20 protein-coding genes are annotated in these 18,085 nt (G+C 68.8%); 11 read left to right on the forward strand and 9 right to left on the reverse strand.

The window, feature by feature from the left end:
* Nucleotides 1–6: 6 nt before the first annotated feature.
* Nucleotides 7–495, forward strand: coding sequence for a MarR family winged helix-turn-helix transcriptional regulator (locus G3T36_RS09095; RefSeq protein ID WP_163289488.1), 489 nt, complete (start codon nucleotides 7–9; stop codon nucleotides 493–495).
* 523 nt (nucleotides 496–1,018) lie between these two features.
* On the opposite strand, the gene G3T36_RS09100 is transcribed toward G3T36_RS09095, so the two are convergent.
* The gene (locus tag G3T36_RS09100; protein WP_163289489.1) at nucleotides 1,019–2,110 is read right to left on the reverse strand and encodes a serine hydrolase; all 1,092 of its coding nucleotides are present in this window, start codon (nucleotides 2,108–2,110) and stop codon (nucleotides 1,019–1,021) included.
* A gap of 250 nt (nucleotides 2,111–2,360) precedes the next feature.
* Nucleotides 2,361–3,530, reverse strand: coding sequence for a citrate synthase (locus tag G3T36_RS09105; protein WP_240148421.1), 1,170 nt, complete (start codon nucleotides 3,528–3,530; stop codon nucleotides 2,361–2,363).
* A gap of 97 nt (nucleotides 3,531–3,627) precedes the next feature.
* Here G3T36_RS09105 and G3T36_RS09110 point away from each other — a divergent pair, with 97 nt between their 5' ends.
* Both G3T36_RS09110 and G3T36_RS09115 read left to right on the forward strand, forming a co-directional pair.
* Nucleotides 3,628–4,947 carry a citrate/2-methylcitrate synthase gene (locus G3T36_RS09110; RefSeq protein ID WP_163289490.1) on the forward strand — a complete coding sequence of 440 codons (1,320 nt, stop codon included), beginning with the start codon at nucleotides 3,628–3,630 and terminating at the stop codon, nucleotides 4,945–4,947.
* Nucleotides 4,944–5,663, forward strand: a complete 720-nt coding sequence (locus tag G3T36_RS09115; protein ID WP_338031527.1) for a putative glycolipid-binding domain-containing protein — start codon at nucleotides 4,944–4,946, stop codon at nucleotides 5,661–5,663. Before G3T36_RS09110 ends, G3T36_RS09115 begins: the two co-directional genes overlap by 4 nt.
* Nucleotides 5,664–5,676: 13 nt before the next feature.
* Here G3T36_RS09115 and G3T36_RS09120 read toward each other — a convergent pair whose 3' ends face one another.
* The 3 genes from G3T36_RS09120 to G3T36_RS09130 are packed head-to-tail and all read right to left on the reverse strand — an operon-like array spanning nucleotide 5,677 to nucleotide 7,954.
* Nucleotides 5,677–7,008 (reverse strand): MFS transporter, encoded by a 1,332-nt coding sequence (locus G3T36_RS09120; protein ID WP_338031528.1) that lies wholly within the window; start codon nucleotides 7,006–7,008, stop codon nucleotides 5,677–5,679.
* 50 nt (nucleotides 7,009–7,058) lie between these two features.
* A complete protein-coding gene (locus G3T36_RS09125; protein ID WP_163289491.1) occupies nucleotides 7,059–7,499 on the reverse strand; it encodes a hypothetical protein in 441 nt (146 codons plus the stop codon).
* A gap of 47 nt (nucleotides 7,500–7,546) precedes the next feature.
* Nucleotides 7,547–7,954 carry a hypothetical protein gene (locus G3T36_RS09130; RefSeq protein ID WP_163289492.1) on the reverse strand — a complete coding sequence of 136 codons (408 nt, stop codon included), beginning with the start codon at nucleotides 7,952–7,954 and terminating at the stop codon, nucleotides 7,547–7,549.
* 77 nt (nucleotides 7,955–8,031) lie between these two features.
* Here G3T36_RS09130 and G3T36_RS09135 point away from each other — a divergent pair, with 77 nt between their 5' ends.
* Genes G3T36_RS09135 through G3T36_RS09150 form a run of 4 tightly spaced genes read left to right on the forward strand, consistent with a single transcriptional unit; the run spans nucleotide 8,032 to nucleotide 11,049 of the window.
* Nucleotides 8,032–9,003, forward strand: coding sequence for an FAD:protein FMN transferase (locus G3T36_RS09135; protein ID WP_163289493.1), 972 nt, complete (start codon nucleotides 8,032–8,034; stop codon nucleotides 9,001–9,003).
* Nucleotides 8,996–9,553, forward strand: a complete 558-nt coding sequence (locus G3T36_RS09140; protein ID WP_163289494.1) for a ferric reductase-like transmembrane domain-containing protein — start codon at nucleotides 8,996–8,998, stop codon at nucleotides 9,551–9,553. Before G3T36_RS09135 ends, G3T36_RS09140 begins: the two co-directional genes overlap by 8 nt.
* Nucleotides 9,550–10,803 carry an NADH-ubiquinone oxidoreductase-F iron-sulfur binding region domain-containing protein gene (locus G3T36_RS09145; RefSeq protein ID WP_163289495.1) on the forward strand — a complete coding sequence of 418 codons (1,254 nt, stop codon included), beginning with the start codon at nucleotides 9,550–9,552 and terminating at the stop codon, nucleotides 10,801–10,803. The genes G3T36_RS09140 and G3T36_RS09145 overlap by 4 nt, the downstream gene beginning before the upstream one ends.
* 18 nt (nucleotides 10,804–10,821) lie before the next feature.
* On the forward strand, nucleotides 10,822–11,049 hold the full coding sequence (locus G3T36_RS09150; RefSeq protein ID WP_163289496.1) for a ferredoxin: 228 nt from the start codon (nucleotides 10,822–10,824) through the stop codon (nucleotides 11,047–11,049).
* Between the two features lie 14 nt (nucleotides 11,050–11,063).
* On the opposite strand, the gene G3T36_RS09155 is transcribed toward G3T36_RS09150, so the two are convergent.
* The gene (locus tag G3T36_RS09155) at nucleotides 11,064–13,505 is read right to left on the reverse strand and encodes an ATP-dependent DNA ligase (protein ID WP_163289497.1); all 2,442 of its coding nucleotides are present in this window, start codon (nucleotides 13,503–13,505) and stop codon (nucleotides 11,064–11,066) included.
* Between the two features lie 73 nt (nucleotides 13,506–13,578).
* On the opposite strand from G3T36_RS09155, the gene ku reads away from it, so the two are divergent.
* The 3 genes from ku (at nucleotide 13,579) to G3T36_RS09170 (ending at nucleotide 16,425) form a co-directional block, all read left to right on the forward strand.
* A complete protein-coding gene (gene ku, locus G3T36_RS09160) occupies nucleotides 13,579–14,430 on the forward strand; it encodes a non-homologous end joining protein Ku (RefSeq protein ID WP_163289498.1) in 852 nt (283 codons plus the stop codon).
* Nucleotides 14,427–15,395: a DNA topoisomerase IB gene (locus G3T36_RS09165; RefSeq protein ID WP_163289499.1), complete on the forward strand. Its 969-nt coding sequence runs from the start codon at nucleotides 14,427–14,429 to the stop codon at nucleotides 15,393–15,395. Before ku ends, G3T36_RS09165 begins: the two co-directional genes overlap by 4 nt.
* Nucleotides 15,396–15,513: 118 nt before the next feature.
* On the forward strand, nucleotides 15,514–16,425 hold the full coding sequence (locus G3T36_RS09170) for a sigma-70 family RNA polymerase sigma factor (protein WP_163289500.1): 912 nt from the start codon (nucleotides 15,514–15,516) through the stop codon (nucleotides 16,423–16,425).
* Nucleotides 16,426–16,477: 52 nt separating this feature from the next.
* Here G3T36_RS09170 and G3T36_RS09175 read toward each other — a convergent pair whose 3' ends face one another.
* Both G3T36_RS09175 and G3T36_RS09180 read right to left on the reverse strand, forming a co-directional pair.
* Nucleotides 16,478–16,651: a hypothetical protein gene (locus G3T36_RS09175; protein WP_163289501.1), complete on the reverse strand. Its 174-nt coding sequence runs from the start codon at nucleotides 16,649–16,651 to the stop codon at nucleotides 16,478–16,480.
* 113 nt (nucleotides 16,652–16,764) lie between these two features.
* Nucleotides 16,765–17,109 (reverse strand): DUF7882 family protein, encoded by a 345-nt coding sequence (locus G3T36_RS09180; protein WP_163289502.1) that lies wholly within the window; start codon nucleotides 17,107–17,109, stop codon nucleotides 16,765–16,767.
* A 127-nt stretch (nucleotides 17,110–17,236) separates the two neighbouring features.
* On the opposite strand from G3T36_RS09180, the gene G3T36_RS09185 reads away from it, so the two are divergent.
* Nucleotides 17,237–17,464, forward strand: a complete 228-nt coding sequence (locus G3T36_RS09185; RefSeq protein WP_163289503.1) for a hypothetical protein — start codon at nucleotides 17,237–17,239, stop codon at nucleotides 17,462–17,464.
* Nucleotides 17,465–17,474: 10 nt separating this feature from the next.
* Here G3T36_RS09185 and G3T36_RS09190 read toward each other — a convergent pair whose 3' ends face one another.
* On the reverse strand, nucleotides 17,475–18,032 hold the full coding sequence (locus G3T36_RS09190; RefSeq protein ID WP_163289504.1) for a MarR family winged helix-turn-helix transcriptional regulator: 558 nt from the start codon (nucleotides 18,030–18,032) through the stop codon (nucleotides 17,475–17,477).
* Nucleotides 18,033–18,085: the final 53 nt, after the last annotated feature.

Raw genomic sequence — 18,085 nt, forward strand, 5'->3', positions numbered from 1 at the left:
TATCATATGGAAACCAAATTAAGTGGGGATGAGGAGACGGCGCGACGACGACGTCGGGCGGCGACGTCCATCAAGCTCACGATGCGCGAGTTCAACAACCAGATCTCGTTGCTCAACCACCAGGTCGGCTCGCGCGCCGACCTCCGCGACGTCGACCTCGACTGCCTGGACGTGATCGCGATGCACGGGCCGATCAGCCCCAGTGAACTCGCGCGCCGCGCCGGGCTGCACCCTGCGACGATCACCGGCATCCTCGACCGGCTCGAGAAGAACGGCTGGATCGTGCGCGAACGCGACGCCGCCGATCGCCGCGCCGTACAGGTGCGGGCACTGCCCGATCGCGCCGGGGAGCTGTTCCGGCTGTACTCCGGCATGAACACCTCGATGGATGCGATCCTCGACGACTACGACGAGGCCCAGCTCGCTGTGCTCGCCGACTTCCTGCAGCGGGCGACCGCCGCGGGCCGCACCGCCACCGACGACCTCACACGCTGAGCGGCCCGCGCGCCGCGTCTGCCCTCCCGCCGCGCACCGCGCCCGCCGCACTCGCCCACGCGCGCACCCGCGCACTCGCCCACGCGCGCACCCGCGCACTCGCGCCCCGAGTGTGCCCTTTCCGGTCGAGCGTGCCTGTTCCGCCGGGCACTTTGGACCGGAACGGGCCCTGTCGCCAGCCGAGCCCGCCCGGCACGCACATCGGGGGCGCGAGTGTCGCCGTTCACGCCGAGAATCACCGGCGCAGCAGTGACATTCGGCGGGGACGGCGACTCTCGACGGCAGGGAGGGACCCCGGCGGCTCGCCGGGCGCGGCGCGCGACCGTGCGCCCCGAGTGTGCCCTTTCCGGTCGAGCGTGCCTGTTCCGCCGGGCACTTTCGACCGGAACGGGCCCTGTCGCCAGCCGAGCCCGCCCGGCACGCACATCGGGGGCGCGAGTGTCACCGTTCCCGCCGAGAATCACCGGCGCAGCAGTGACATTCGGCGGGGACGGCGACACTCGACGCCAGGGGCCGGCCGCGCTCAGCGGCAGGCGTCGAGCAACGCGTCGGAGACGTCGGCGTTGTGGCGGAGGGATGCGCGACGCGGCGCCCCGAGGTTCGTCAGGTACGCGAACACAAGTCCGCGCCCCGGGTCCGCCCAGGTGTTGCAGATGCTGCTGCCGTTGTGGCCGAACGTCCTCGGGTCGGAGTGCGTCCCGGTCGGCCGCCGCGTGCCGTACGGCCCGCCGAGCTGGAATCCTTGCGCCCACCGCACGGGGTGGTGCATCAGCTGGTCGACTTCGCCGTCGCTGGAGACTCGCCGTGCTTCCTCGATCGTCGACGGCTGCAGTACCCGAACGCCGTCGAGTTCGCCGCCCGCCAACAGCATCCGATAGAACGTCGCTACCGAGCGAGCCGTCGCCGAGATGCCCGCGGCGGGTATCACCGACTGCCGCACGTTCCTGCGGTTGAAGACGACCCGGCGCACCTGGTCGGTCATGACCTGTCCGCGCAGCGGGACATGCCGCGGCCATTCCGCGTCGGCGAGGCCGAGCTCGATGTCGTTGAGCCCGAGCGGGGCCAGCAGGTTCGCATGGACGAAGTCGCGCACGGGCATCCCGCTGACGCGCTGGACCACCTCGCCGAGCACGAACCCGTAGCTGAGGATGTGGTACCCGACGACCCTCCCCGCCGGCCACCAGGGTGTCGCGTTCTCGGCGAGTGCGGTCGAGCGGTCCCAGTCGGCCATCGCTGCGACGTCCCCGAGGAGTCCGCCGCTCGAGAAGGGGATACCCGCGCGATGCGTCAGCACATGTCGCACCGTGATGCGGTCTTTGCCGTTACGCGCGAATTCGGGCCAGTGCAGGGCGACGGGGTCGTCGAGGGTGAGCTGGCCGCGTTCGACGAGCAGGTGGATGGCGAGGGCGACGAACGGTTTGCTGACCGAGAACGTCCAGAACAGGGCGTCGGATGCGCATCCGAACGCCCGGTCGAGCACGATCTGGTCGTCGCGGAACACGCACAACTGGGCGGATGCCCGGCGCGCGTCGATGAGGGCGACCGCGCGTTCGAGTCCGGCGGGATCCATGCCGACATCGCGGGCGGACGCCTCGACCCAGCCGACGTCTGACACCCCTTGAGCGTACGCTTGCTCCCTGTGGGCCGGGGTTGCCCGCCGAATGTTCCCGTTCCGGTCGATTGTTACAGACGGAACGAGCACTCTCGACCGGAACGGCGACGCTCGCCGCCGCGGGGCCGCCGCCCTCGCGACCCCGCCGCCCGCGCGGCTCGCGGCCGCGCGACGCCGCGGGGCTCGCCGCCCTCGCGGCCCGCCGCCCGCACGGCTCGCAGCCGCCCGACCCCGCGGCCGGCAGGGCCGCGGCTCATACGGCGGGCGGCAGCGGCGCCGGTGCCGGCTCCCCGACATACCGCGACGAGGGGCGGATGATCTTCCCGTCAGCCGCCTGTTCGAGGATGTGCGCCGTCCAGCCGACGACCCGCGCTGCGGCGAACGTCGGCGTGAACATGCTCCGCGGGATTCCGCACAGCTCCATGACGACAGCCGCGTAGAACTCGACGTTCGTGTGCAGCTCCCGCCCCGGCTTGAGTTCGGAAAGCAACGCGAGCACTCGCTTCTCGACCGCCGTCGCGAACTCTACTCGCGACCCGCCGAACCCTTCCGCGATCGTGCGGAGCATCCGCGAGCGCGGGTCCTCCGTTCGGTACACCGGATGCCCGAACCCCATGATCCGCCCGCCGGACAGCACCGCATCCGTCACCCAGGCGTCGATGCGGTCCGGGCTGCCGATCGCGTCGAGCGTGTCGAGCGCGCGGCTGGGCGCGCCCCCGTGCAGCGGACCCGCGAGCGCGCCGAGCGCCCCCACGACGGCAGAGCCCAGGTCGGCTCCGGTGGAGGCGATCACGCGTGCCGTGAAGGTGGAGGCGTTGAAGCCGTGGTCGATCGCCGCGGTCATGTAGGCGCTGACCGCGTGCTCGGTGCGTGCATCCGGTGCCGTGCCCGACAGCAGGTAGAGGTAGTTCGCGACGTGCCCGAGGTCGGGACGCGACAGGATGGGCTGCTCGCCCGCCGCAAGCCGGTGGAGGGCGGCGAGCAGTGCGGGCGTCACGGCGGCGACCCGGATGGCGTCGTCGATACGCGCATCCGCTGCCGTGTCGTACAGCGGCCGGATGCCGTCCACCGCTGCCACCGCGCCGAGCGCGAGGCGCAGCCCGGCCAGCGCATCCGTTCCGCCCGTCACCCGCGCGATGGCAGGGAGCATCGCGGCGACCTCATCCGGGATCGTGCGTGCGTCGGCGACGCGCCGCTTGAAGGCGTCGAGCTGGGGCCGTGTCGGCAGGTCGCCGAAGACCAGCAGGTACCAGGCCTCTTCGAAGGTGCGTTCGCTCGCGAGTTCCACGGCGGAGTACTGCCGGTAGTGGTAGAAGCCTTCGTGACCACGGACGTCTCCGAGTGCGGTCTCGGCGGCGACGACGTTGGTGAGTCCGCGGGGTACGTCGATGAGGGTGTCGTCCATGCGGTCGGTGGTGAGCATCGCCGTCTCCTTCGGTTGGTGCGGGTGGTGCTATGGTCAGTCTGATATTGCTCAATGCATACGTCAACGTTGATTCAATCAACCTCGGAGGATCTCGATGACCGAGCCGGACCTGCCGACGCTCACCGCCGAACAGACCGCCGCGCGGCTGGGCATCAAGCTCGAGACGCTGTACGCCTACGTCGCCCGCGGGCGGCTCCGACGAACCCGGGGACCGGACGGTTCGGCATTCGATTCGCTCGACGTGGAGCGCTTCGCGGCCAGCCGCCGGTCGCGCGCCCGCACGGATCCCACACCCCACGGACACTCCGACGGCCGGCCGCTCATGGTGATCGAGACGGACCTCACCCTGATCGAGGACGGCAGGCTCTACTATCGCGGACGCGACGCGACCGAACTGGCCGAGCAGGAGCCGTTCGAACGCGTGGCGCACTGGGTGCTCACCGGGGTCGACGACGTGCGCGCCCGTTTCCGCGCACAGCCGGACGCGGTGGCGCGGGCGCGGAGAGTGACGGATGCGATGCCCGAGTCGGCGACGCTCCGTGACCGTCAGCAGGTGGCCGTCACCACCTTCGCCGCGCTCGATCCTCTGCGGCATTCGCTCGATCCCGCGACGGTGGTCGCGGCGGGGGAGGCCCTCGTCGCCGGGATGGTCGCCGTGCTTCCCCAGTCCGGTCCCGCGCCCGGCGCCCCGTCCGGCGCCGGGTCCGGTCCCGAGCCCGGCGCCCGGTCCGGCGCCGAGTCCGGTCCCGAGTCCCACACCGGGGCTGCAGCCGCATCCGGCCTCGCCGCCGACCTCTGGTCCCGGCTTACGCCGCAACCAGCACAGCCCGCCGCCGTCGCAGCGCTCAACGCCGCACTCGTCCTTCTCATCGACCACGACATGGCCGTCTCGACGCTCGCAGCGCGCGCCGCCGCCTCCGCCCGGGCCAACGTGTACGCGGTGGTGACGGCGGGGCTCGGCGCCCTCGACTCGCTGCTGCACGGCAACGCCAGCGCGGAGGCTGCCCGGATGCTCGCCCGCATCGTGTCCGGCGAGACGCCCGAACGTGTGGTCGCCGACACCGTTGCGACGCGGCGCGGAGCGGTGCCGGGATTCGGGCAGGTGCTCTATCCCGGAACCGATCCGCGGGCGCGGGCGATCCTGGGGATGCTCGCCGCGGTCGACGGAGCAGAGCCCGTTCTCGAAGCGGCCGAGCGGACGACGCGGATGCTCGTGGCGCGCACGGGTGCGCATCCGAACGTCGATTTCGCGCTCGCAGCACTCACGCTCGCGACCGGTATGGCCGCCGACGCGGGCGAGGTGATCTTCGCGACCGCGAGGTCGGTCGGCTGGATCGCTCACGCTCTCGCCGAATACCGGGAACAACCCCTGCGGCTGCGACCCGTCGGCCGCTACGTCGAACGCGGCGTGTGACCCGACGCCCGCTCGCGCCCTCGTCGCTGCGGGCGTCAGTGGATGCGCGTACCGTGACGATCACCGGCGACGACGGAGGAGGAGCCGTGAGCACGAACCCCGCGGAACGGACACGATTCGTCGCGTGGAGCGGCGACGAGGACCCCGATCGGCTCGAAGCCGTCACCATCACCCTCGCTGCCGACCGTTTCAGCGCGCTCGGCACCTCCCGTGCCGCCGATTACACGACGAGCTGGGCCCTCGAGACGGGTTCCGGATGGGTGACCGAGCGCCTCGAGGTCGGCGTCACCGGGCTCGGCTGGTGGCGCCACCTCACTCTCGTTCGCGATCCGGCGGGCCACTGGACCTCGGAGGCGGAGACCGAGGGGGAAGCCGACCTGCCGTCGCCGGGCATTGTGGATGCGGCTTCGATCGACGGCGCCAACGATTGCGATCTCGCGCTGTGCCCGGTCACCAACTCGATGCCTATCCTCCGGCTCGGGCTTCTCGACGCGGTGGGTCCGGCGACCGCACTCGTCATGGCGTGGGTCGACCTGCCGTCGCTGCAGGTCATCCGCAGCGACCAGGTGTACAGCGGAGTGCGCTCGTTCGACGCCGAGGTCGGCTCTGCCGTGGTGCGCTACGAGAGCGCGAACCGCGCCTTCATGGCAGACCTCACGGTGGATGAGGACGGCGTCGTCATCGACTACCCGTGGCTCGCGAAACGGCTCGAATGACCTGCCTTACCCGTCAGGGTGTCGGGTCGAGCGCGTCGTAGTGGCGGAACGTATGCTGCAGCCGCAGGATCACCCCGACGGCGACGATGATCACGAGGCCGCCGAGCAGGGGCGGAAACCAGAGCACACCCGTCAGCGCCAGGATGCCGACGTACAGGTCGCCGAGGCGGGGTCCGCCGGCGACGACGACGGTGAAGATGCCCTGGAGCCGGCCGCGCATCACATCCGGAACGGAAGCCTGCAGGATCGTGGTCCGGAAGATCGAGCTGACGTTGTCCGCCGCTCCTGAGCCGGCGAGGAAGACCGACGCGAGCACGAGGGCCGGCAGGTTGGCGTCCGCGATGTTCTGGCCGACCGCCGCTCCCGCATTACCGAACGTCACCACGGCGAGCACGATGCCGAAACCGAGGATGCACGCGCCGTAGGCCATGATCGACCGCCCGACGGCGCGGCCCTGCCAGCGCACATGCCCGATCCGGCCCGAGAACACGCTGCAGACCAGCGTTCCGACCGCGCCCGCGGCGGTGAGGATGCCGACGGTCACCGGTCCGCCGCCGATGAGTAGCGCGCCGACCGCCGGGAACAGCGCGCGCGGCTGCCCGAAGGTCATGGCGATGATGTCGAGGATGAATGTCATCCGGATATTCGGAGCGGTCTTGAGGAACCGCAGGCCGAACATGACCGACTCGAGGCCCGGGCTCTGCCGTTCGCCTTCAGGGATGATGCGCGGCAGGGTGAAGATCCCGAGGAACGCGGCAGTGAACAGGACCACGTCGATCGTGTACGTCCAGGGGATGCCGACTGTCGCGACCAGCAGGCCGGCGAGCGCCGGGCCGACGGTCACCATCACGCCGATGCTGATGCCGCTCAGCGCGCTGGCCGCCGGAAGGAGCCTGGTGGGGAGGAGCCGCGGGGTGATCGCCTGGCGTGTGCTCCCGATGACGGTGGCGGCGACGGCGTTGATGGTGGTGAGGACGTAGAGCGGCCACACGACCCGGATGTCGAGCCAGGCGAAGACGGCGATCCCGAGGGTCGAGGTCCACGCGAGGATCGCCGACACCAGTGCGACCGTGCGGCGGTCGAATGAGTCGGCGAGGACGCCGCCGTACAGTCCGAAGACGACCATCGGCGGAAGGGCGAACAGAGCGACGAGCGAGACGGCGAGCGTCGATCCGGTGATCGCGAAGATCTGCAACCCGACGGCGACGATCGTCATCTGGCCGCCGATGCCGGAGATGGAGCCGCCGATCCACAGCCGCGCGAATGCCGGGCTCTCCCTCAGCGGTGAGAGGTCGACGAAATGGCGTCGCCTGGCGAGCGTGGGTCCTTCTGGTCCGGTCGACACGGAATCGTTCGGCGGCTCCGCGTCGTCGTTGCGGTCGCGGATCCGCTCGCTCAGAATCTCGGTTTCTTGCTGAGCGCCACGGCCGCGAGCGAGAACACCACACCGGCGAGCATGATCGTCACGGTGACGGCCTGGAGAACGACCTGCCAGAACGGAAGGAACGGGGTGACCGACACCCAGAGCCAGAGGATGGCGCCGATGAGCGTGATCACATAGCTGAACGTGCGGCGCGCGTAGAGCGCGTTGAGCGCCACCACGGTGCCTGCGACGGCGACCTGGAACAGCGGCAGCGCGTTCTGCGGCTGGTAGGTCCAGGTGGCGACGAGGCTCCAGATGCCGAAGACGAGGGTCGCCAGTACGACGATGGTGGCGAGGAGGTTGCCGAGAGCGCTCGGCAGTTCTGCACTCAGACTGCGGACGAGTCCGCCGACCTCATCGTCTTCGACGACTTCGACAGGGTACGGGGACGATGCGATCTGTGCTTGGCTCACAGCCAGAATCCTACGCTGCGGCGACCATCCAGCGCGAAGGGCGTGTCTTAGACAAATGATGGGTAACGCTCAGTCTGCTTGGACGCGCGCGCCTGAAGGTTGATCCATCGCAGTGACGAATCGCCCGACACGGAGGTGGCCACCATGGATTCTCGATCAGCAGGAAAGCGCGTCGCCGTCTGGGTGACCTCGATCGTCGGGCTGTCGAGCCTGGCCGCAGCGGGCATCACCTCGGTCGTGCTCTTCTCGGGCACGCAGTCGAGCGGGTCGTCGTCCACCGGGTCGTCGTCCACCGGGACCTCGTCATCGTCGTCGACGGGGTCAGGCAGTTCGTCGACCGGCTCATCCTCGACGGGCTCCTCCTCGGCCGGCTCCTCCTCATCCGGTTCATCCTCATCCTCATCCGGCACATCCGGCACCTCCGGCACATCCGGCACCTCCGGCACATCCGGCACCTCCAACTCATCCGGCTCCTCCTCGGTCGGCCAGAGCCAGGGCGGCCCGTCGCAGGGCCAGTCCTCGGGGTCGTGACATGTGTGCCGCGACCGCCGACTGGAACCTGTGGAGCACCTCCGCCCACCTCGTCGTGACCAAGCCGAGCGTTCTCGCGCGGGCCGAACGGATGACGCGTGAGCTCACCGAGGCTGTCGACCTCGCGTGCAGCCGTTTCCGTGACGACTCCGAACTCTCGATCCTGCAGTCGGCGCCCCGCTTCGGCGCGCCCGCGCCTGTGAGCCCGGTCCTCGCCGATCTCATCCGCGCGGCGCTCTGGGCTGCGGCGCTGACCGACGGGGCGGTGGACCCCACCCTCGGCAACGACCTGCTCGCGCTCGGCTACGACCGCGACATCGCGCGCCTCGACCCTCCCGCCGACGGCGACCTCCCTGTCGACATCACTGTCGGTCTCGAGCGCCGCAGCCCCGGCCGGCGCCGGGTCCTCCTCGATGGCGACCGTCTCACCGTGCCCGACGACCTGCGGCTCGATCTCGGCGCGACGGCCAAAGCGGTCGCCGCCGACCGTATCGCCGAGCGCATCGCCGACGAACTCGGCTGCGGCGTGCTCATCTCCCTCGGAGGCGACATCGCGACCGCGGGGCCGGCGATCGACGCACACTGGGAGATCCTCGTGCAGGACACACAGGCCGACCCCGCCCAGCAGGTTGCCCTTCCCTCGGGGCTTGCGATGGCGACGTCGAGCACACGCAAGCGGCGCTGGAGCCAGTCCGGCCTCCCGCGTCACCACATCCTCGACCCGCGTTTCGGACTGCCGGTCGAACCGGTCTGGCGCAGCGCCACGGTCGCGGCGGCGTCGTGCCTGCGTGCGAACGCACTGAGCACGGCCGCGATCGTGAGGGGAACGGATGCACCGGCATGGCTGGCCTCAGCCGGTGCGGATGCGCGCCTCGTCGACCGCGACGGACGTGTCGTCACGACGGGCAACTGGCCGGCCGAGGAGGCGCAGCACTCGGCAGCCCAGCACGCCGCGGCGGTGGGCCATGAATGAGGCGCTCTGGGCGTTCGGTCGCGCCAGCGGCGTCATCGCACTCGCTCTGTTCACGGTGTCGGTCCTTCTCGGCATCACCAACCGTTCGGGTCGGCCGCTGCCCGGGATGCCGCGCTTCTCCGTCGCGCTCGTTCATCGCAACGTCGCGCTGCTCGCATCAGTCTTCCTGGTGTTGCACGTCGGCACGCTCATCCTCGACCCATTCTCGAAGCTCACACTCGCCGACGTGGTGATCCCGTTCGTCGGATCGTTCAAGCCGCTGTGGCAGGGGCTCGGCACGGTCGCCTTCGACCTGGTGATCGCGATAGTGGTCACGGGCCTGCTGAGACGGCGGATCGGCGCCCGCACCTTCCGGTTCGTGCACTGGTTCACGTATGCGATGTGGCCGATCGCGGTGCTCCACTCGATCGGCAACGGAACCAACGGGACGAGCGGATGGTTCATCCTGTTCGCGATCATTTCCGCCGCGCTGGTCCTTGCAGCCGTGATCTGGCGCCTCTCCGCCCGATTCGGCGAGACCGACCGTGTCCGACAGGAGACCCTCTCGTGACGATCACCGACAGCCCGACGACCAGCCGGCAGAAGGACGCGCAGGTGAGCCTGAACCGAATCTTCGCCGCCGGTGCTGCGGCCGACTACGCCACGCACCTGAGGGTTCACGGTGCTTTCGACCCCCGCGCCGTCGCATCCGGATTGCTGCACGAGCTGGAGCGTTCGGGGCTGACCGGGCGCGGGGGAGCAGGCTTCGCAGCCTGGCGGAAACTCGGCGCCACGGAGGACGCAGCGAACGCACGTGCCTTCAGCGGTTCGGCGACCGTGATCGCCAACGGTGCCGAGGGCGAGCCCCGAAGCTGGAAGGACGCCGTCCTCCTCAAGAATGCGCCTCACCTCGTCATCGACGGTCTCCTCGCTGCAGGCGCGGCCCTCGGGAGGTCGCGCCTGTATGTCTATGCCTCCGAGGGGAGCCTGGATTCGGTCCGGGCGGCCGTTGCCGAACGTCGCGACGCGCGCGCGATCACGCTCATGGCGGCTCCGGACACCTTCATCTCCGGTGAGGCGTCGGCCGTTGTGAACTCGATCGAGAACGACGATGCGCGTCCACGCGATCATGTCCGTCGCCTCAGTGAAAGCGGCCTGCGCAAGCGACCGACGCTGGTTCACAACGTCGAGACCCTCGCGCACATCGGCCTCATCGCGCGCCACGGGGCGGATTGGTTCCGTGAAGCCGGGGCGGTTCGTGACCCGGGGACGCGCCTGGTGACGGTGTCCGGCGACGTCGGTCGAGAGGGTGTCTTCGAGATTGCCGGTGGCATGCGGCTGAGCGACATCCTCGCCGCGGCCGGAGTCGATCGAGACCGCGTCTCAGCCGTGCTCGTCGGCGGCTATCACGGAACCTGGCTGCGCTCGACGCAGCTAGACGTGCCCTTTTCCGCATCCGGTCTCGCGTCGGCAGGCGCGCAGCCCGGCGCCGGCGTACTGATCGTGATCGGGCGTCAGCGCTGCGGGCTCGCGTCGACGGCGGAGATCGTGGAATACCTGGCCGCCGAGTCCGCCCGGCAGTGCGGTCCGTGCATGTTCGGCCTGCCCGCCCTTGCAGAGCGCATGTCCGCGCTGGCGGCAGGTCAGGTCCAGCGGCACGGTGTAGCTGACGTCGCGCGTCTCGCCGATTCGGTGACCGGCCGTGGTGCCTGCCATCATCCCGACGGCACCGCTCGTCTCGTACAGAGCGCCCTCGTCGCCTTCGATGATGACGTGAAGGCGCACCTGTCGGGTCGTTGCACGCGAGCGGCCAGGGCCTGAGCCGGGAAGGGACGCGAGATGTCCTCTGCACGACTGCACATCGACTGGACGGCCTGTGACGGCCGTGGGCTGTGCGCGGAACTCCTGCCACGACTCATCGGGCGCGATGAGTGGGGTTTCCCGGTTGCGCTCAAGGGCGGGGTCGCCGCACGGAGTGACATCCCTGTCGGGGCAGGCGACCTCGAGGCGGCCGAAGAGGCGGTGGCGCTCTGCCCGCTGGTCGCCCTGCGCCTGCGCACCGACTAGCGGAGCATCCCGCGCTACGCCTCGGCGACGTTGATGTCCGCGACGGACTTGTCGGGCCGCAGCCCCCGCCACGACGGCTGTCGGAGCCGGCGGGTGGGCGTCCACTCGGCGAATTCGACCTCGCCGACGAGGTCGGGACGCACCCAGTGGGCGTCGCGCGCGTCGAGCGATGGCACGTCGGTGACGGGGCTGGTCTTGCGGGACCGCGGTTTCAGGAGCTTGAGAAGATCGTCGAGCTCGGCGTCGGTGAACCCCGTACCGACCCGGCCGACGTACCGCAGCCCGTCGCCGTCGGGGAACCCGAGCAGAAGCGACCCGATCGAGTCGGCCCGACGACCGTTGCCGGGTCGCCAGCCGACGATCACGATTTCGAGGTCTCGGTGGTTCTTGATCTTGATCCAGGTGCGCGAGCGGCGACCTGGGCTGTAGGTGCCGTCGCGCTGCTTCGCCATGACTCCCTCGAGCCCGAGCTCCTTGCTGCTGGCGACCGCATGCTGGAGGTCGCCGGCGAACGCCGGAGGCACCTGGATGCTGCTTCCCTTCGGCGGCCGCACCAGCTTCTGCAGGGCGTCGCGCCGCTCGTCGTACGGTTTGCCCACCAGTTTCGCTCCGTCGAGTTCGAGCAGGTCGAACAGCATGAAATGGGCGGGCGCTCGCTTGGCCGCGGCCTCCACCTCGTGCGGGCGGGTGAGCTTCATCCGGGTCTGCAGCAGCCCGAAGTCGGGGCGTCCACGGGTGTCGAGGGTCACCACCTCGCCGTCGAGCACGGCCTCGTGGTCGCCCACGAGGCTGACGAGTTCCTGAAGCTCGGGGTAGCTGACCGTCTGGTCGATCCCGTTGCGGCTGGTGAGGGCCAACCGCCCCTCCGAGACGGTGGCGATCGCGCGGATGCCGTCCCATTTCATCTCGAAAGCCCAGTCCGACTCGTCGAGGATGTCGGCGGCGCTCCCGAGCGTGGCGAGCATGGGCTCTATCGTCGACGCGGATGCGCGGGGTGCGGGTGTCGCATCCCGTTTCGTGCCCGACGCGCTCGTCTTCGGTCGCTGGTCCGGCGCATCCGCCGGCTTCATCAGGTGGATGAGCCAGTTCTGGTCGGCCTTGCCTTCGCCGCCCGTGTGGATGAGCGCGAACCGTTTGTCGCCTTCGAGACCGCCGCCCTTCGAACCGTGCAGCGTCACGATCACCTCTTTGCCGTCGCGCCATTTCTCGAGGTCGTAGTCTCCCGCGTCCCAGATGTCGACGTGCCCGGCGCCGTATTCCCCATGCGGAATATCTCCTTCGAAGGCTCCGTATTCGAGGGGATGGTCTTCGACGTGTACGGCGAGATGGTTGGTGCCCGTGTCCGTGGGAACACCTTTGGGCAGAGCCCAGCTCACGAGCACTCCGTCGTGTTCGAGCCGGAAGTCCCAGTGCAGCCGCCGGGCGTGGTGCTCCTGGATCACGAAGGTGCGGCCCGTCGTCGAATGCGGGACCTCATCCGGCACCGGCTCGGGTGTCTTCGACGCGTCGCGCTTGCTGCGATAGGTGGTGAGCCGGTCGGCTGCTGCCGCGTGGGGATCGTCCAGGCCCGCCGACAGCGCGGCCAGGGGATCGCCGCTCTTCTTCACCCGTCGAAGCACCTCCTCGAAGTCGAGGTGGGCGAGGTCCTTCGACGCGAGTTCCTTCCACGTGCGCGGTGCCGCGACCGTCGGATGGAGCCTGCCGCGCAGCGAATACGGCGCGATCGTCGTCTTGGCCGCGTTGTTCTGGCTCCAGTCGACGAAGACCTTGCCCGCACGGATCGCCCGTTTCATGTCGCTGACGACCAGGTCGGGGTGGTCGGCTTCGAGGGCCCGCGCGAGTTCGTGCGCAACCGCGGAGATCGCATCCGAATTCTGGCTTCCGTCGAGCGCAGCGTAGAGGTGGATGCCCTTGCTGCCGCTCGTCACCGGGAACGGATCGAGTCCCATGTCGGTCAGGATGTCGCGGGCGAACCGCGCGACCTCCGCGCAGTCCGCAAGCGTCACGCCGTCGCCGGGGTCGAGGTCGAGGACGAGCCGGTCGGGGTTCTTCGGCTGGCCGTTGCGGCCGAACCGCCATTGCGGAACGTGGATCTCGAGGGATGCGATCTGCGCCAGCCAGACCAGGGTCGCCCGGTCGTCGACGAGCGGATACGTGTTGGTGCTGGTCTTGTGGGTGAGGGTGCCGCGGTGCAGCCAGTCGGGTGCGGAGGAGTCGAGGTTCTTCTGGAAGAACACCTCGCCCGGTTCGTCTTCGGTGCCGACCCCGTGCACCCAGCGTTTGCGCGTCGCCGGGCGTCCCCGGGTGTGGGGGAGCATCACATCCGCGACCGTCGCGTAGTAGTGGATGACCTCGGCCTTGGTCGTCCCGGTGGCCGGATACATCACCTTGTCGAGGTTGGTGAGCTTCATGCGCCGACCGTCGATGTCGACGATCTCCGTGTCGCTCTTCGCCATGCCCACACGCTACGCCGGGCCAAAACGTCAAGTAAAGGTTGAAATAGAGCCGATCAGTGGTGGAATAGGTGCCATGAGGGCCATTTGGACGGGCGCTATCACCTTCGGACTCGTGAACGTCCCGGTGAAGGTGTACAGCGCGACGGAGGACCACGACGTGCAGCTTCACCAGGTGCACGACGCCGACGGCGGGCGCATCCGGTATCAGCGCCGCTGCGAGATCGACGGCAAGATCATTCCCTACGAGCACATCGCGAAGGCGTATGAGGCGGGGGAGAAGACGATAATCCTCACCGACGAGGATCTCGCGTCGTTGCCCGCGGAGCGCAGCCGCGAGATCGACGTCGTCGAGTTCGTGCCGAGCGACCAGATCGATCCCATCATGTTCGACCGCAGCTACTATCTCGAACCCGACTCGAAGTCGGTGAAGGCGTACACGCTGCTGCGCCGCACCCTCGAGGATGCGGACCGCACGGCGATCGTGCTCTTCGCGCTTCGTCAGAAGACCCGTCTGGGTGCGCTCCGGGTGCACGGCGACGTGCTGATGCTCCAGGCGCTTCTCTGGGACGACGAGGTGCGCGAGGCGAGCTTCCCGGCCCTCGAGGAGCGGACGAGGCTCACCGAGCGCGAGCTCGACCTCTCGAACGCCCTCATGGAGAGCTTCGCCGGAGACTTCGCCCCGGAGAAGTACGCGGACGAATACCAGGAGGAGCTCCGCAAACTCATCGATGCCAAACTCGAGCGCGGTGACACGGTCGACACCGCAGAGACGTTCGGCGAGGAGGCCGAGAAGCAGGCGGGCGGCGGAGAGGTCATCGACCTGATGGAGGCGCTTCAGCGCAGTGTGGAGCGCAGCCGCGCCTCGAAGAAACCGGCGAAAGCCGAATCGTCGACCCAGGCAGGCAAGAAGCGTAAGCCCGCGTGACGCGGCTCAGGCACAGCGACCCGGCCGGGCCCGGATACCGCCGTCTCACCTCGAAGAAGGGTCCGCGGTACGTCGACGAGGCGGGGAACGCGATCGTCGACGAGCGTGAGCTGGAGCGCATCCGGTCGCTCGTCATCCCGCCCGCATGGGTCGACGTGTGGATCTGCGCCGACGCCAACGGGCACATCCAGGCGGTGGGCACGGACCAGGCCGGGCGCCGGCAGTACCTGTACCACGAGTCGTGGCGTCAGCACCAGGACCGCATCAAGTTCGACCGCGCCCTGCAGCTGGCCGAGACCCTGCCCGCGGCTCGCGGGCGAGTGACCCGCGACCTGCGCTCCGACCAGTTCGGCCAGGACCGCACGCTCGCGGCCGCCTTCCGCATCATCGACCTCGGCTCTCTCCGCATCGGCAGCGAGGAGTACCTCCAGACCAACGGCAGCCGCGGCCTCACCACGCTGTTGTGCCGGCATGTCCGCATCGACGGCGACGAGGTCACCCTGACCTTCCCGGCCAAGAGCGGTCAGAAATGGGCGTCGACGGTCGCGGATGCCGACGTCGCCGCCCTGCTCGGAGAGATCGTCGAGACGCGAGGGCCGCGATCGCGGCTGCTCGCCTGGCGTGACACGCAGTGGCACACCATCCGTCCCGCTTCGCTGAACGAGTACATCCGTGCGAAGACGGGCGGCGAATTCACCGCGAAGGACTTCCGCACCCTGCACGGGACGATCGTGGCAGCCAGGGCCCTCGCCCAGCTGGGCACCGCAGGCTCCGACGCACAGCGAAGGAAGCGGATGACGTCGGCCGTCGCCGAGACCGCCGAAGCGCTTGGGAACACGCCGGCAATCGCCCGCAACAGCTACATCGACCCGCGGGTGTTCGACCACTATCGCGCCGGCGAGGTCATCGACGTGGCGTCGGGGCGCGCACCTGAACGCGCACTGGTCGAGCTGCTTGCCTTATAGCTGATCGGCCGAGGCAGTGTCAACCCCTTGTCGGGGGTCGAGCTCGCATGTTTATCTGACCGTGGTCCGGATGCCCGACCGTAGCCGGACCGCTACAAGAGAAGACACGGAGACCGACATGACTGCGCTCGAAGTAACGACTGATCCGGTTCGCGACTATCTCAATTCCATCGGCCGGACTCGGCTGCTGACGGCCGAGGAGGAAGTCTCTCTCGCCAAGCGCATCGAAGTGGGCATCCTCGCCGACGAGCGCCTGCTCACCCGCCCAGGGCTGACACCCGCACAACGACGTGAGCTCATGTGGCTCGCCGAAGACGGACGCAAGGCCTTCGACCGCTTCATCGAAGCCAACCTGCGTCTCGTCGTGAGCATCGCCAAGCGGTATGCGGGACGCGGGCTGCCCGTCATGGACCTGATCCAGGAAGGCAACCTGGGACTCGTCCGTGCTGTGGAGAAGTTCGACCATCGGACGGGCAACAAGTTCTCGACCTACGCGACCTGGTGGATCCGCCAGTCCATCCTCCGGGGCATCGCGGACACGGCCCGGATGATCCGCATCCCCGTGCACACCGTCGAGAAGATCGACAAGCTGGACCGCATCCGGCGCGACCTGGGTGGTGAGCTGGGCCGCACCCCGACGCTCGCCGAATTGTCCGAGGCGTCGAACCTCCACCCCGACCAGGTGCGCAAGCTCGAACGAAGCAATTCGGAGACCGTCTCGCTGGCGGTGCCCGTCGGCGAGAACGATGGCGCCGAACTCGGGGATCTCATCGAAGACGACGATTTCCCGGGTCCGCCTGAGGCGGTCGAACTGTCGTTCCGGCACGATGACCTCGAGAAGCGCCTGAACACGCTTCCGGCGCGAGACGCGCGGGTGGTCCGGCTCCGGTTCGGGCTCGACGGCCATAAGCCGCTGACCCTCGACGAGGTCGGCGAACTCTACGGCATCACCCGCGAACGCGTGCGTCAACTCGAGACGCGGAGCCTCGAACGGCTGCGCTGCCCCGAGCTGCGCGAGTACCTCGCTTGACCGGGCCTCGCCTGACCGGGCCTCGCCTGACCGGGCCTCGGCTGACCTGAACTCAGGCCAGGTCGGGGTTCTCGTGTTCGGCCGTGGCCTGGTCGAACGGGATGTCGCCCGGGCGGTCGCCCTGCGAGGCGTCCGTATCGTCGGCCGTTGCGCCGCCTGCTGGCGCGCTCACTGGTGTCGGGTCGGCGGGCGTGCTCGAACCGGGGGTGGAGTCTGCGGCTGTCATGAGCGTTCAGCCTCGCTTTCCTGCAGCTGTTCCGGTGCTGTCATCAGCACCACACCGTCCACGCTAGGCGTCTCGACGCCGAAGGACAACCGGCTCTCGACGCGCACTCAGGTTCACCGTCGTTGCGGTGCAATCTCGGCGTTCGCTTCGTCGCGCCCGAGGGCGCCGATCTCCTCGGTGAGCTGGAGTCCCTGCGCACTGTTCGACGAGAGCGTGAGCGCCTCGAGCCACTCCTTGTTGATCTTGGGCTGACGGCCGCCGTTGTAGCGGAACAGCAGGGGGATCGCGGGGTCGATCCAGATCGCGCTGCGTCCGTCGCCGACGCTCTGCTCATCGCGCCAGGAGAAGAAGAACCCCTCCTTGCGCCTGAGCTTCAAGCCGATGACGATCTGCAGGTGCGCGAGAACCCGGTCTTCGAAACCGATCTCCGTCGTCGTCCCGTAAATGAGCTTGCCCATGCTGAGAAACTACAACACCACGTCGCGCTCCATGCATTTCAGGCGGGCTGCAGGATCGGCCCATTTTGTCAATCCCCTTGCCACACTCATTTGCGCGCCTAGGGTTGCCCCAACGATCGGAGACACCATGGAACGAGGGGAATCCTGGGTTGTCGAGCACGGGGGACATCACTATTTCACGAGCGCGGAGATGTCGCAGGCGTTCCTGAACCAGGCGGATCGCGCGATCGCCAGCGGCGAGCCGACGCTCGTCGTCCTCCGCCACACCAAGGGTGTCGAGTTGCTCCTCATCACGGACGCGTCGTCGTTCCGGGTGGTGTCGCGCGAAGCGCACGCGCGCGCCGATCGTCCCTGACGCGCTCGCCTCAGGCGTCTGCGGTGGGCTCAGAGACGGAGCTGAGCTCCGTGAGGAAGCGGATGACCACCTCGCGCTCCGCAGGCGTCAGTCGCTTGGCGACCTCGAACCGTCGCGCGTGCTGGCGGCCCACCGTGCGCCTCACTTCCTGATGTGTCTCGTCGGTGATCGCGATCGTGATCACGCGACGGTCGGTGGGATGCGGGTGGCGCTCGATGTGGCCGGCTCGCTCCAACCGGTCGAGCAGCTTGGTGGTGGAGGCGGTGGAGACGTGCAGGTGTTCGGCGAGGGCGCCGGCCGTGACCTCGACGCCCTGGTTCATCGAGGCGATGATGTAGCGCAGCGCCTTCATGTCGGTCTCGTTGAGTTTCATGTGGGTGCGCGACTCGAAGTTGAGGCGCTGCTCGGCCTCTCGCCAGTCGCGGATCGCGGTGAGCACCGCGACGACCTGGTCGAGCTCCTGTTCGCTGAGGTCGTCGTGGATGACGAGTTCCTGCCGCGGGTCGATGACACGGGGGTCGAGGAGCGAGCCGGAGATCCTCCGCGCATCATCCCGTCCCGAAGCCATGGAACCATCCTATTGCACCGGCAAGAAGCGTGCTAAGTTATTTACTAACTTGG

Origin of the sequence: Leifsonia tongyongensis (assembly GCF_010686705.1) — a bacterium.
Classification (GTDB): Bacteria; Actinomycetota; Actinomycetes; order Actinomycetales; family Microbacteriaceae; genus Diaminobutyricibacter; species Diaminobutyricibacter tongyongensis.